The organism is Gemmatimonas sp., assembly GCF_044376735.1.
GTDB lineage: Bacteria > Gemmatimonadota > Gemmatimonadetes > Gemmatimonadales > Gemmatimonadaceae > Gemmatimonas.
The window spans coordinates 1-13,799 of sequence record NZ_JBILKJ010000074.1 but is presented as its reverse complement, the minus strand read 5'-3'; the positions used below and the strand labels follow the sequence as shown (position 1 = coordinate 13,799).

General features: G+C 65.3%; 12 protein-coding genes and 2 rRNA genes. All 14 read left to right on the top strand.

All coding sequences use genetic code 11. From position 1 onward, the window contains the following. Positions 1-429: ribosomal RNA gene (locus ACIRA7_RS10850) — 23S ribosomal RNA — on the top strand; the annotation flags it as partial. A 192-nt stretch (positions 430-621) separates the two neighbouring features. Next, positions 622-738: ribosomal RNA gene (rrf, locus tag ACIRA7_RS10845) — 5S ribosomal RNA — on the top strand. Positions 739-1,078: 340 nt separating this feature from the next. Next, positions 1,079-1,792: a DNA repair protein RadC gene (gene radC, locus ACIRA7_RS10840; protein ID WP_396220858.1), complete on the top strand. Its 714-nt coding sequence runs from the start codon at positions 1,079-1,081 to the stop codon at positions 1,790-1,792. After that, on the top strand, positions 1,789-3,963 hold the full coding sequence (locus tag ACIRA7_RS10835; protein WP_396220857.1) for a RelA/SpoT family protein: 2,175 nt from the start codon (positions 1,789-1,791) through the stop codon (positions 3,961-3,963). Before radC ends, ACIRA7_RS10835 begins: the two co-directional genes overlap by 4 nt. 67 nt (positions 3,964-4,030) lie before the next feature. Beyond that, positions 4,031-6,130 carry an excinuclease ABC subunit UvrB gene (uvrB, locus tag ACIRA7_RS10830; protein WP_396220856.1) on the top strand — a complete coding sequence of 700 codons (2,100 nt, stop codon included), beginning with the start codon at positions 4,031-4,033 and terminating at the stop codon, positions 6,128-6,130. After that, on the top strand, positions 6,120-6,593 hold the full coding sequence (tsaE, locus tag ACIRA7_RS10825; RefSeq protein WP_396220855.1) for a tRNA (adenosine(37)-N6)-threonylcarbamoyltransferase complex ATPase subunit type 1 TsaE: 474 nt from the start codon (positions 6,120-6,122) through the stop codon (positions 6,591-6,593). The genes uvrB and tsaE overlap by 11 nt, the downstream gene beginning before the upstream one ends. Positions 6,594-6,706: 113 nt before the next feature. After that, a complete protein-coding gene (locus ACIRA7_RS10820) occupies positions 6,707-8,149 on the top strand; it encodes an HD-GYP domain-containing protein (RefSeq protein ID WP_396220854.1) in 1,443 nt (480 codons plus the stop codon). Between the two features lie 60 nt (positions 8,150-8,209). Further along, entirely contained in the window at positions 8,210-8,947 is a 738-nt protein-coding gene (gene tsaB, locus ACIRA7_RS10815; protein ID WP_396220853.1) for a tRNA (adenosine(37)-N6)-threonylcarbamoyltransferase complex dimerization subunit type 1 TsaB, read from the top strand. A gap of 5 nt (positions 8,948-8,952) precedes the next feature. Continuing rightward, entirely contained in the window at positions 8,953-9,408 is a 456-nt protein-coding gene (gene rimI / locus ACIRA7_RS10810; protein ID WP_396220852.1) for a ribosomal protein S18-alanine N-acetyltransferase, read from the top strand. An 88-nt stretch (positions 9,409-9,496) separates the two neighbouring features. Continuing rightward, positions 9,497-10,000 carry a single-stranded DNA-binding protein gene (locus ACIRA7_RS10805; RefSeq protein WP_396220851.1) on the top strand — a complete coding sequence of 168 codons (504 nt, stop codon included), beginning with the start codon at positions 9,497-9,499 and terminating at the stop codon, positions 9,998-10,000. 274 nt (positions 10,001-10,274) lie between these two features. Further along, entirely contained in the window at positions 10,275-11,741 is a 1,467-nt protein-coding gene (locus ACIRA7_RS10800) for a LysM peptidoglycan-binding domain-containing protein (RefSeq protein WP_396220850.1), read from the top strand. Positions 11,742-11,937: 196 nt separating this feature from the next. Next, entirely contained in the window at positions 11,938-12,909 is a 972-nt protein-coding gene (locus ACIRA7_RS10795; protein WP_396220849.1) for an NAD-dependent epimerase/dehydratase family protein, read from the top strand. After that, positions 12,906-13,646 carry a MotA/TolQ/ExbB proton channel family protein gene (locus ACIRA7_RS10790; protein WP_396220848.1) on the top strand — a complete coding sequence of 247 codons (741 nt, stop codon included), beginning with the start codon at positions 12,906-12,908 and terminating at the stop codon, positions 13,644-13,646. Before ACIRA7_RS10795 ends, ACIRA7_RS10790 begins: the two co-directional genes overlap by 4 nt. 2 nt (positions 13,647-13,648) lie before the next feature. Next, a partial coding sequence (locus tag ACIRA7_RS10785; protein WP_396220859.1) for a biopolymer transporter ExbD occupies positions 13,649-13,799 on the top strand: 151 nt, incomplete at its 3' end.

The following is a 13,799-nucleotide window of genomic DNA, read 5'->3' as shown; positions in this document are numbered from 1 at the left end:
ATCGACGGCGCGGTTTGGCACCTCGATGTCGGCTTGTCACATCCTGGGGCTGGAGAAGGTCCCAAGGGTCCGGCTGTTCGCCGGTTAAAGTGGCACATGAGCTGGGTTCAGAACGTCGTGAGACAGTTCGGTCTGTATCCGTCGTGGGCGTTGGAGAATTGAGGGGAGCGGACTTTAGTACGAGAGGACCGAGTCGGACGATCCGCTCGTGTCCCGGCTGTGGCGCCAGCTGCAACGCCGGGTAGCGATGATCGGTGGCGATAACCGCTGAAAGCATCTAAGTGGGAAGCGCCCCCCAAGATGAATTCTCCCAGGAGCCGTGAGCTCCCTAAAGGGCCGGAGGAGACTACTCCGTCGATAGGCAGCACGTGGAAGCGCCGCGAGGCGTTCCGAGCGCAGCTGTCCTAATCGCCCGTGCGGCTTGACTCCCCCCTGGTTTTCCAGGGGACCAAGCAACACCAAACAGCATTCGCAAAGCATGCGCACGTCTGGGTCGCCTCGCTTCGGCGACGACCCACCCAAGATCACTTCCCCATCCGTTGGTCAATGCGCGCGACGCCCGCCGGCGACCGCGAGGCCGTGATTATCGAGAGACCCGTAGGACCGATTTCCCCGGAAATCGCTGGCATCTAGAGCGCTTGGGCCACACCCGTTCCCATCCCGAACACGGTCGTTAAGCCAAGCAGCGCCGATGGTACTCCGGTCGAGAGACCGCGGGAGAGTAGGCCGATGCCGGCACCTTGTGAAGCCCCCGTCACCAATCCTTACGGATTCCGGTGGCGGGGGCTTCTGCGTGGCACTACCCTTGACACCCACGCGCGGCCCCGGTTTGAGGCACTCATCGCTCACCGCCGGCACCAGCGTGTCCCAGAACGTGACCGCCGCCCACATCACCGTCGCCAGATCGGCGTCCGTGGTGGAGATCACCAGCGGCTGGGCTGCTGGAACCTGTGCCCGCGGATGCAGGCCGCGGAGTGTTGCAGAGGAATGCGCCAGCCGGCAACGCCGCGGTACCGTGGTCCTCGCCGAGATCCGCATCCTACGGAGATGGCATTTTCCCCTCTCCTGGAGTGAATCTGTGACGGTCCCGACTAGCCAGCCCACTGTTGCTGCCCTTAAGATCAAAGAGATGCCGAGCGTTGAGCGGCCGCGCGAGCGGCTTCGGAGCCTCGGCGCGCACGCGTTGAGTACCACCGAGTTGATCGCCACGGTGCTTGGCTCGGGTGGAAAGGGGGTATCCTCCCTCGCCTGTGCCCAGCTTGTATTAGGGCAGGCGGGTGGCTCACTCGGACGACTCGGAACGCTGCCGTTGGCGACGTTGACGCGTGTACGCGGCGTGGGACGGGCGCGCGCAACAGCGATCCATGCCGCGCTCGAGCTCGGTCGGAGAATGGCGGGTGAGGCTCGTGAAGCGGGGGTGCCGCTGCGTGGCCCACGCGACGTGGCGGCGGTGTTCGCGCCTCGGTTGCAGGATGCACCCGTCGAAGAGTTCCACGTCGCCATTCTTGACGCGCAGCACCGTCTCGAACGTGACGTGCTGATCACTCGGGGGTTACTCAACTCGTCGCTTGTACACCCGCGGGAAGTGTTCCGGGAGGCGATCGCCGAGCGGGCAGCCGCGGTGATCCTGGTCCATAACCATCCGAGTGGCGACCCGACGCCATCGGCGGAGGACAAGGTCGTGACGGCACAGTTGGTGGCGGCCGGGCGATTGCTGGACATCCCGGTGCACGACCACATCATCGTGGGACGTGGGCGTTATGTGAGCTTTGCGGAGGCAGGTCTGCTGTGACAACGATCGCGCTGCACGAGATGATTCCCGGGTTCGGGCCGAGTGCCGATATCTCCTACGATCGGCTCGACCACGATCTGCTCGTGCGCGCGTACAAGTTCTCCGACGTCGCGCACGCCGGACAGGTGCGCCACTCTGGTGAACCGTATGTCTCGCACTGCGTTGAAGTGGCGCGCATTCTCGCCGAATTGCAGCTTGACACCACGACGGTGGCTAGCGGGCTGCTGCACGACATTGTCGAAGACACCGACGTCACGGTCGAGGATGTCGCACGGGAGTTTGGTGCCGAGATCGCCCAGATCGTCGATGGCCTCACGAAGATCGCGAGTCTTCCGCTTTCGTCCCGCGAAGAGCGACAGGTCGAGAACTATCGCAAGCTGCTGCTCTCGATCGCCAAGGACGCCCGCGTCATCCTGATCAAGCTGGCCGACCGTCTCCACAATATGCGGACGCTCGACTATCTGGCACCGGAGAAGCGGCGGCGCATTGCGCAGGAGACGCGAGATCTCTATGCGCCGCTGGCCCATCGCTTCGGTATGGCGAAGGTCCGCTGGGAGCTGGAGGATCTGGCCTTCAAACACCTCGAGCCCGACGCGTACAAGACGCTCGCCAAGCTGGTCGCGGCGAAGCGTGGCGAGCGTGAGCAGCTGATCGCCCAGATGCGAGAGCCGCTCGACAAGCGGCTGACCGACGCGGGTATCTCCGATGTCGAAGTCACCGGCCGACCGAAGCACTTGTGGTCGATCTACAAGAAGATGCAGCAGCGCGACCGGCCGTACGAGGACATCTACGACCTCCTCGCGATTCGCGTAATCGTGCCCAACGTGCTCGAGTGCTACCACGCACTTGGCGTGATTCACGACGGCTGGACGCCGGTGCAGGAGCGCATCAAGGATTACATCGCGCAGCCGAAGTCCAATGGCTACCAGTCGCTGCATACGACGGTATTCGGCCCGGGGCGCCAGCTGTTCGAGATCCAGATCCGGACGCGCGACATGCACCGCACCGCGGATTTCGGTATCGCCGCCCACTGGCTGTACAAGGAGTCGTCGCGCAGCGCCGATGAACTGGATCGGCAGCTGGCGTGGTTCCGCCAGGTGCTTGAGCTTCAGCTCGACGCCGAGACGCCGGGTGAGTTCCTCGAGTTCCTGAAACTCGACCTGTACCAGGACGAGATCTTCGTGTTCACGCCGACCGGTGACGTGATTCAGTTGCCAAAGGGCGCGACGCCGCTGGACTTCGCGTTTGCGGTGCACACGCAGGTCGGCGCGCATTGCTCGGGTGCCAAGGTGAACGGCCGCATCGCGCCCTTGTCGCGTGAACTCAAGAATTCGGAAACCGTCGAGATTCTGACCAATCCGAATGCGAAGCCGAGCCGTGACTGGCTGTCGCATGTTCGCACCACGCGGGCGCGGCACAAGATCCGGCAGATGCTGCGCCTTGAAGAACGTTCGTCCGCGATGCGCCTAGGTCGCGAGATCATCGAGCGCGAGCTGCGCCGTCGGCGACTGCCGAAGTTCGACGACGCCGGTTTGCAGCCGGTCGCGAAGCTGTTGAAGCTGAAGGACGCGACCCACCTCATCGCTTCGGTGGGCGCCGGCGACGTGCACGTCATGCAGGTGTTGAAGGCGTTGCACCCCGACGTCGAGACCGCCGAACCGGCCGAGAAGCAGAGTACGCTCGAGCGCATCGTCGACCGTGTCCGTGGGACCGGTAAGGGCATCCGTATTCAGGGTGCGGACGGCTTGCTCGTGCGGTACTCGCAGTGCTGTCAGCCCGTGCCGGGCGACCAAGTCGTCGGGTACGTGACCCGTGGACGCGGGGTGAGTATTCACCGAGGGGATTGTCCGAACCTGCTCCTGTTGGCACACGAGCCCGAGCGACGTCTCGACATCGATTGGCACGAGATGGCGGGGGAGCGGTTTATCGTCCGGCTCGCGATGGAGGGGACGGATCGCCGCGGATTGTACGCTGATGTTGCGGCCGCCGTGAGCGCCACGGGCACCGATATCAGGAGTCTGGAGCTCAAGACGACAGATGGGCGGGTGACGGGCTCGGCAATGGTCGAGGTCGAAAACTTGGCGCATCTGGAGAGAATCATGAAGGCGGCACGTCGCGTAAAGGGCATCGCGGCCGTCTCCAGACGCGAGAAGATGACGGCCGACGCCTAGGCGGCGGGGCGCGCACGCGCGCGGTTTGTGGGTCCCGAAGAAAAGCCGATCCGGCTATATTCCGCGTATGTCCGCTCCCTTCCGTCTTCAGAGTCCCTTCGCCCCGGCTGGCGACCAGCCGCGCGCGATCATCGAATTGTCCAAGGGGCTGGCGCGCGGCGACCGCTTTCAGACGCTGCTTGGCGTAACGGGCTCGGGCAAGACGATGACGATGGCGAACGTCATCGCGCAGTGGGGGCGACCGACGCTGGTGCTGTCGCACAACAAGACGCTGGCGGCGCAGCTATACGGTGAGCTGAAGTCGTTCTTCCCGACGAATGCGGTCGAGTACTTCATCTCGTACTACGACTACTATCAGCCGGAGGCGTACGTCCCCTCCAGCGACACGTTCATCGAGAAGGACGCGAGCATCAACGAGGACATCGATCGCCTACGGTTGCGCGCCACATCGTCGCTGATGGAACGAGACGACGTCATCATCGTGTCGACCGTCTCGGCGATCTATGGGCTCGGGGATCCCGTCTCCTACCGCGAGCGCATGGTTGCCCTGTCGCGTGGGCAGACGATTGCGCGGGATGACATTCTGCGTGCACTCGTCGGCATTCAGTACCTGCGCAATGATGTGGCATTCGATCGTGGCACGTTCCGCGTACGGGGCGACACGGTGGAAATCTATCCGGCATACGAGGAGCAGGCGGTGCGCCTCGAACTCTGGGGCGACGAGATCGAGCGGATCTCAAAGATCGACCCGCTCACGGGTGAGACGATCTCGACGCTCGAGCGGATGGCGATCTACCCGGCGAAGCACTTCATCACGAACCGCCCCACGATCGAGCGGGCCAGCATCGCGATTCGCGAGGAACTGGCCGAGCGGCTGGCGGAGCTGCGCATCCAGGGGAAGCTGTTGGAAGCGCAGCGGCTCGATCAGCGAACGAACTTCGATCTGGAGATGCTCGCCGAGATCGGCACATGCGCCGGCATTGAGAACTATTCCCGACATATCAGCGGGCGGCAGGCCGGCGAGCGCCCGGCGTGTCTGCTCGACTACTTTCCCGACGATTACCTCGTGGTCGTCGACGAGTCGCACGTATCGCTCCCGCAGATTCGCGGCATGTACAACGGCGATCGTGCGCGGAAGCTGACGTTGGTCGACTACGGATTCCGGCTGCCCAGCGCGCTCGACAACCGACCGCTCGTGTTCGACGAGTTCATGCAGTTGGTGCCGCGACTCGTGAATGTTTCGGCGACACCGGGTGAACTTGAGTTACAGCTGTCGGAAGGTGTCGTGGTCGAGCAAGTCATCCGACCGACAGGGCTGCTCGATCCGGTCTTGGAGATTCGTCCGGTCAAGGGGCAGGTCGATGACTTGCTCCACGAGATCCGCCTGCGTGAGCGATCGGGGGAGCGTGTGCTGGTGACCACGCTCACGAAGCGCATGTCGGAGGACCTCACCGACTACCTACAGCAGATGGGCGTTCGCGTGCGCTACATGCACTCGGACATCGACGCGATCGAGCGCATGGAGATCGTGCGTGGATTGCGGCTCGGCGAGTTCGACGTGCTGATTGGGATCAACCTGTTGCGCGAAGGGCTCGACATGCCTGAGGTCTCGCTGGTGGCGATCCTCGACGCCGATCAAGAAGGCTTTCTGCGCAGCGATCGATCCTTGATCCAGACGATCGGACGTGCCGCGCGCCATTTGAACGGCATGGCGATCTTGTACGCCGACCGGATCACCGGTTCTATGCAGCGCGCCATCGATGAGACGGATCGTCGTCGGACGATTCAGCGCGATCACAACACGTTGCACGGAATCACGCCGCATGGTGTGCTCAAGAGCATCGATGACGTGCGGTTGATCACCCGCGTGGCTGACGCCCGGGCGCCGCACGACGATGTCGCGCCGGCGACGAAGCGGCTGGGCGCCGAGACCACGCCGCGATCGCGCGAGGACTTGCAGACGCTCGTCGGGGAGCTGGAAGTCGCCATGCGAGAAGCCGCGATCGCCCTCGACTTCGAGGCTGCGGCCCGATTGCGCGATCAGCTGTTCGAGGTGCGCACCGCGCTTGGCGAAAGGCCCGAGCAGGCGCGAGGGAACACGGCTCCCCCGAAGCGACCGCCCGGCAGTGCGCCGCTGCGCCAGGCCGGGGGCAAGCGTGGGCGCTGACTCGCTGACGTACCTACTGGGACGCGGCGCCCCTCGCGCGCCCGGTCGGGATTCGCTCGAGGCATGGGGGCGGGCGGTCGGGGCGGTGCTCCCGCGTCCAGTGGTGATCGCACTCGAAGGTGACTTGGGGGCGGGCAAGACGACATTGGTGCGGGCGATTTGTGCTGGTGTCGGCGTTACCGCCATCGGGTCGGTCACGAGCCCGACGTTCTCGATCATTCAGGAGTACGATGCGCCGCGCGGGCCGATCATCCATGCCGATCTGTATCGGCTGCGGTCGGACGCGGAACTGGAGATGCTGGGATGGGACGAACTGGTCAGGAATGCGTCCGTTCTACTGGTGGAGTGGCCGGATCGCGCCGTGAATACCTTGCCGCGTGACACCATTCGTTTGGCGCTCGGGCATGATCCGGAGAACGCCGATCGGCGGTTGCTCCGCATCCACGCCCCGACGATGCGCTGAATCGGCAGGCCGTGCGGGGGGGCGCCGGTGACCGCCCCGTTGGCGTCGTCGTCTGCCGGGAGGGAGGTCCTGACACGTCGGTCGCGGTCTCTCTCTTCCCTCGCATCCTCGCCATGCCCGTCCTCGGCGCACGCGGAGCATTCGTTCGTCCGGCCGAAGTCATCTCAGCCTTGACGTACGCGCTCGACCTCACGGAAGGACAGCGCCCTGGCCACACGCTTCGGACGGCGCTCATTGCCATGCGTCTGGGGCGTGAACTCAGCCTCGATGACGTGACTCTGGGGGCGCTGTATTACGCGGCACTCCTGAAGGATTCGGGTTGTTCGAGTAACGCCGCCCGCATGTCAGCGCTCTTCGGAAGCGACGATCGAGAGGTGAAACGATCCATGCGTTTGGTGGATTGGCACGATCGATGGAGACTTGCCGCGCGCACGGCGAAGAATTGCGGGATTGGGAGGAATCCGGTCGCCCGCGCCACGCATTTCCTGCGCATTGCGCGGACGCCGACCATGACGCGCGAGGTCATCCAGGCGCGTTGCGAACGTGGGGCGCAGATCGCGATTGTTCTTGGCTTCCCGCGCGCCACGAGCGAGGCCGTCGCGCACGTTGACGAGCACTGGTGTGGCCTCGGTCATCCGGTTGGGCTCGCGGGCGACGAGATCCCGCTCCTGTCTCGCATTCTGCTGATTGCGCAGACGCTGGAGGCGTATTGGAGTGAGCACGGGATTGATGCCGCGATTGACATGACGCAGCAACGTCGCGGTCGGTGGTTCGACCCGCGATTGGTCGATCTGGTGAGTACGTGGAAGCACGATCGTCGCTGGTGGGCCGTTCTGGCTGACGGTGCGCACCTTGAAGAGTCGATCCTGGCCGTGGAACCGCACGGCGTCGCGCTGCCGATTACGGAAGAGTGGCTCGACCGCATTGCCTACGCGTTCGCCGCGGTGATCGACGCGAAAACGCCCTATACTGCGCGACATTCGACGAACGTCGCGCGCTATGCCGTGGCTATCGTGAGGTCGCTAGGAGGCGATGCCGACGAGTGCCGCGACGCGCTGCGCGCCGGCCTGCTACACGACATTGGCAAGCTGGGTGTATCGAATCGGATTCTTGACAAACCTACGAAGTTGACCGACGCGGAGTTCGGCGAAATTCGGAAGCATCCGCGATGGACGTGGGAGATCCTCGAGCGAGTGAGTGCGTTCAGCGGATTCGCTCGTGAGGCCGCGGAGCATCATGAGCGTTTGGACGGTCGCGGGTATCCGTGGCAGATGGCGGGACCGCAGTTGGGTCTGCTCTCCCGGGTGTTGGCGGTGGCCGATGTGTATGAGGCGCTCACCGCCGATCGCCCATATCGTGCGGGACTCGACGTTCCGGGCGTCCTCGACATAATGCGACGCGACCGCGGAACGGGTTTCGATTGCCACGTCCTCGACGCTGCCGCCGCGCTCGCGGAGTCTGGAACGTTCGCGCTGTTGGCCGAGGGACGTGACGACCCGTTCCCGCACCTTCGTCAGGAGCCGGCGAAGTACAGTTGTCTCGACGGCGTCGCCTAGGATCCGGTAGCTCGCGGTACGGGGCTGGGGAACGGGTGGGGGGCGCGCTAGACTCATCACATGCACGCACCCACGCTCGTCTTCGAGCTGCCCGGGGCATCGCCGGCGCTCTTCCTCGTCCTTGAAGCTTCGACATCGGTCGGCTCCGTCGCCTTGATCGCGGACGGGTCGCCCGTGGCGGTACGGCCCGTGGCGATGGGTGCTGGACGGGAGGATCAGCTCTTTCCCGCCGTTCAGGCTCTGCTCGCTGAGGCGGGTGTGACGGCGCAACAGCTGGCCGGCGTGGTCTGCGGGGCGGGCCCGGGTAGCTTCACGTCGCTGCGCATCGCGGCTTCACTCGCCAAAGGGTTGGCGCATGGCGCCGGCGTCCCGTTGTTCGCGGTGTCGTCGCTGCTGCTGGCAGCGGCAGATGCGGCAGATGCGGGAGAGGCCTCGGTCCATGGGCCCGCGGTCGTACACGCCGACGCATTGCGGGGCGAGCGGTACGTGCTTGACGTCATTTTCGACGCCGATGGTCGGGTGCAGTCCCAGTCCGCGCTCCAACGCATGACGATGGAGCAGCTCGATGCGCATGCCGCGGGGCACCCGCGGTTCGCCGTGTTGGGGTCGCCTTGTCCCGAACGCGAGTCGCGCATCGTGACGCCGACATCGACGAGCCTCCCGCGTGTGGCAGCGTCGGCCTGGATGTCCGCGGTGCCGCTGGATTGTTGGGAGCCGGAGTATGGCCGCATGGCGGAAGCACAAGTGAAGTGGGAGGCCGCGCACGGCGCGCCGCTGCCCTCTCACCGCGACGCGTAACTGCCGTGGTTCTCGCCATCCGGCCGACGATCGCGGATGACGTGCCGGCGATGGCGTCGATCGAGGCACTCGCCTTCAGCGACCCGTGGCCAGCGACGTCCTTCCACGAACTGCTGGCGCATCCCTTCGCTCGGCTGGCAACCGCCACGGACGAGTCGGGTGGAGTTGTCGGGTATTGCATCATGCTACGCGCCGCCGACGAGGCCGAGATTGCGAATATCGCGACGGCCCCCGGCAATCGCCGCCGAGGCATCGGCGCCCGGCTGCTCGACGACGCCATCGCGGCTGGGGCGGCGGCGGGGGTAGTCGCCATGTTCCTCGAGGTTCGCGAGTCGAATTCGGCCGCTCGTGCCCTCTATGCCTCCCGCGGATTTCTGGCGGTTGGTCGCCGACGGGGGTACTACCGGTCACCGGTTGAAGACGCCCTCGTCCTCCGCCGCGACGCGACCGCGTTCCAATAGCCCCGCGCGCGTCGTTCGGGTTTGGTTTGGTCGGAGAACCCTCCTAGGTTATCCGACACCCATTCCTACCGAACCTCGAGGAGGCACCATGAGTCGCAGCCTGAACAAGGCCATCTTGATTGGCAACGTCGGGTCGGATCCCGAAATCCGCACGGTCGGCAGCGGAACGCGCGTCGCGCAGTTCTCGCTCGCCACCAGCCGCAACTGGACGGACCAGTCTGGCGCGAAGCAGGAAAAGACCGAGTGGCATCGCTGCGTCGTGTGGAACAGCGCGCGTGGCTCCGGGTTGGCCGACGTGGTGGAGAAGTACGTCAAGAAAGGCGAAAAGATTTATGTCGAAGGCGAAATTGAGTATCGCCAGTGGCAGGACAAGGATGGCCAGACGCGCTATACCACCGAGATCAAGGTCAAGGAGCTGATGCTCCTCGGCGGCCGAGCCGGTGGTGGTGGCGGCGATGAGATGGAGAGTGCGCCGCGTCGCGCCGCGCCGCCCTCGCGGCCGAAGACCGCGGCCGCGCCGTCGGCCGGCAAGGAGGAGTTCGGGGACTTCCCGGGCGCCCTCGAAGACGAGGACGACGATCTGCCGTTCTAGACGCCCTTGAACTCGTGTTTACCCGCCGTCGGGAGATCCCGACGGCGGAAAATGTGATGATGCCGACTGTGAGCGTGATGCGCCCTCCGTTACGCCTTTCCATCGCAGGCGTCTCCGGTGTGGGCACCTTGTCGGCAGTCTCGCCGTCGAGTCGAGCGCCCTCCAGCGCCCCGGGTGGGGGCGCGCAGTCTTTCCACCGTGAGGCTCGCTGATGCGCGCTGCAAACCAGCCGCAGTCGTCTACTGCGATCGAATCCAACCGAGTGCTGCATCCCGTGCATCGCGTTTTCGTGGTCGTGCTGGCGACGCTGGCGCTCTTGATCGTTTGGCGTCCCGCTGTGGTGCACGGGCACGAGGTCAATCCCCGACTCGTGACGGTTTCCCAGGCGACGGTCGATCAGGTGAAGGAACAGGCGACGGTGACGCATGTGGTCCGCGCCGGTGAGACCCTTTGGGGGCTCGCCGCGCGGTACTACGGGGACGGGCATCAGTGGCCAGCGCTCGCGCGCCGCAATCGTATCGCGACGGCTGGACCGTCGCCTCTGCGGGTCGGCATGAAGTTGACGGTACCCGCGTCGCCCGTTGTTCGCGGTGCGAAGGCCGCGGTGGTGGCGGCCGCACCGGCCGATTCCAGCGTACCAAGCGTCGCCCTCGCAAAAGCTGGCCAGGGGACATTGCCGTCACCGCCGCCAGCCCCTCCGGCTGGGTCGCTGTCGGCGCAGACGGCCGGCAAGCCCAACGCTACCGCTGGTGGTGTGACCGCAGCAGCGCGCCCGTCGGCGAAGGCGTCCAAGGTGGCCGCGGTGACGGCGATCGACACCGGTTCGGGGTTAGCCGCTGAGCCAGCCGACGCGGAGACGTCCCGCATGAGTTTCCAGCAGCCGCGCGGGAGCGAGCTCCTGGTGGCCCGGAAGGTGCAGGCGATCGGTCTGGTTGATCTGGACGCACAAGAGGCCTCACGGAAGGACAGCGAAGTGCAGACCGTCTTCCATCGCGACATGCCCGATGCCGCTGAGGCGGAGCGACGGACTCGTGCCTCGCTGCGCCCCAACGCGCCGGCCCCACGACAGGCCGAGTACGACGCCGCCCCGTTTGTGCTGTTGCTGTCAGAGGCGGCCAAGGCGGGGTCGCTCACCAAGCGCGTCGGTTCCCCCGTCACCACCGAAAGCGGGTATCCGCAGCGCGCGATCCTGACCGATCAGGTTGAAGTACGCCCGCCCACGGGCGTGACCTACGCGGTGGGTCAGCGGTTGGTGGCGGTGACTACGACTACATCGACCGACAAGCGGTCGATGATCGCCATTCCTGCGGGGATCGTTGAAGTCGTGCGAGTCGAGCGAGGAAAGCCCGTGCTGGCGGTCCTCATGCGGCAGTCGGGCCGTGTCGAGCAGGGACAACGTCTCCTGCCGGTGACCGGTGCGCCCGCTCCGTGGTTGAAGGCGCAGCCCCTCCAGGAGTCGGATGTGAGGACGGGTGTCCGTTGGGTCGATCCGAATGAGCTACAGCCCACGTTACAGAGCTTCCTGCTGCTTGCTGCTGGATCGGCGCAGGGCGTCAAGGCCGGCGACGAGTTCGGACTGTATCGAAACGGGTCCAAGGCGGAACCCGCACAGGAGTCGTTGGTCGCCACGGTACGCGTGGTCCGGAGCGAGGCGACGGGCAGTGCGGCCGTGATCATGCGGCAGTATCAGTCGGACATCACGGTCGGCCTCGAGGCTCGCCGTCTCGCCAAGGCGCCCTGACTGTCCGGAGTGAGTGAGGGATCGCGCCCGACGTGACCCGCGCCGCGTGGCGCGGCCATCGATCGACGACTCCAACGCGCCGAGGCCCCCGTGGGCGTCGGCGCGTGTGTACATTGGGGACGATGCGTCTCAGCTTACGCCTTGACGAGGCGCGGGTAGCAGCGGATTTCCCCATTGGATCGAGGAAACGAACGGCATGACGAAGACGGTCGTGGTGACGGGTGGTGCAGGATTTATCGGCTCACATGTCGCCGACAGGTTTTTGGCCGAGGGGTGGGCGGTCACCATTTTGGACGACCTGTCGAGCGGACGTCAGGAGAACATCCCGTCGGCAGCTCGCTTCGTGCATTGCGATATCACGACACCGGACGCCGCCGCGCTGATTCGCGATGGCAAGTTCGATGTCATGTGCCATCTTGCGGCGCAGATCGATGTGCGCCGCAGCGTCCTCGATCCCGTTTACGACGCGACGCGCAACATCCTCGGCACGCTGAACCTGATGGAAGCCGTCCTCGCGAGCGGTCATCCGACGCGCACCATTCTGTCGTCAACCGGTGGGGCGTTGTACGGCGATTTCGACCCGCCGCCGAGCAGCGAGTCGAATAGCAAGGATCCCGAGGCCCCGTACGGTATTGCGAAGCTCTCGATCGAGTACTACCTCGCGTACTACGGCCGGGTGCATGGACTGGACAACGTGGCGCTGCGCTATGGCAACGTGTATGGGCCTCGACAGGATCCCCATGGGGAAGCTGGCGTCGTCGCAATCTTCTGCAATCGCCTGCTCGATGGGCGGGCGCTGACGGTGTTCGGCGACGGTGAACAGACACGCGATTACGTCTACGCCGGCGACGTCGCTGGCGCGAACTTCGCAGCGGCGACCGCCGACCTGCCGCCGCGTGGCCGGCTCGACGCCCGCGCCTTCAACATCGGTACGTCGATCGAGACCTCGGTGAACACGCTCGCGGACACCTTGCGTGCGGTCTCCTCCGCGAGTGCGCCGATCGACTACGCACCGGCGCGCGCCGGCGAGCTGGCGCGCTCGGCGCTCGACACCGCGAAGGCGCAGGCTGTGCTGGGCTGGACGCCGAAGGTCACGCTTCGCGAAGGACTCGAGCAGACGTACCGGTTCTTCGCCGATCGTCGGGCCCGCATGGGGCAGCAGGCGTGACGGCAGCAGCGGGATTATTCGCGGCGCTGACGGTGGCCGGCGGACCGGACACCTTGCCGTCTTCGATGCTCGGCATGCTGATCAACAGTGACCCGGTCACGAAAAGTGTGCTGGCGCTGCTCGTCGCGCTTTCGCTCATTTCGTGGGCCATCATGTTTTCGAAGTGGCGTAGCTTCCGCGTTGCGGAAATGAACGGCCGTGCCTTCGTTGCGGACTTCGAGCGCGCCCGGGGCATGGATGATGCCATGGTGTGCGCGCAGCGGGCCAAGTCGAGTGCCTTCACGGCGGTCTTCGCGCGCGCGGTGTCGTTCCTCAACGACACGAAGCCGGCGCTCGGTGCGACCAACGAGCGCACGGCGCGACTGTCCGGCTCGCAGGTGGAAGCCCTGCGGCTCGTACTCGACGCCGAGGGCGCCAAGGCCCGTGAGGCGCTCGGGCAGTATATCCCGTGGCTGGCTACAGTGGGTAGCGTGAGCCCGCTGATTGGCCTCTTCGGCACGGTGCTGGGTGTGATCGAGGCGTTTGTCGGCATCGGGCAGAAGGGCTCTGGCAACATCCAAGCCGTGGCGCCTGGCATCGGCACGGCGCTGATGGCGACGGCGGCGGCGCTCGCCGTCGCGATTCCGGCGGCCTTTGCGTACAACGTGTTCGCGGCGCGCCTCAATCGCTTTGATGACGCGCTTGAAGGTTTTGGTTCCGAGCTCATCGCACTGATGGTGCGCGAAGGCCGGATCTGAGCATGCGACGCAACCGCCGTCGGGAGCGCGCTGGCGTGAATGCCGAGATCAACGTGGTGTCGTTGATCGACGTGATGATGCTGTTGATGATCATCTTCATGATTACGGCGCCGATCATGCAGGGCGGGGTGGATATCGCATTGCCGACGGCAG

Bases quoted from the DNA above. Each gene is read 5' to 3' on its own strand.
- uvrB (WP_396220856.1), top strand. From the start codon at position 4,031: ATGTCCGCTCCCTTCCGTCTTCAGAGTCCCTTCGCCCCGGCTGGCGAC.
- ACIRA7_RS10820 (WP_396220854.1), top strand. From the start codon at position 6,707: ATGCCCGTCCTCGGCGCACGCGGAGCATTCGTTCGTCCGGCCGAAGTC.
- tsaB (WP_396220853.1), top strand. From the start codon at position 8,210: ATGCACGCACCCACGCTCGTCTTCGAGCTGCCCGGGGCATCGCCGGCG.
- ACIRA7_RS10805 (WP_396220851.1), top strand. From the start codon at position 9,497: ATGAGTCGCAGCCTGAACAAGGCCATCTTGATTGGCAACGTCGGGTCG.
- ACIRA7_RS10795 (WP_396220849.1), top strand. From the start codon at position 11,938: ATGACGAAGACGGTCGTGGTGACGGGTGGTGCAGGATTTATCGGCTCA.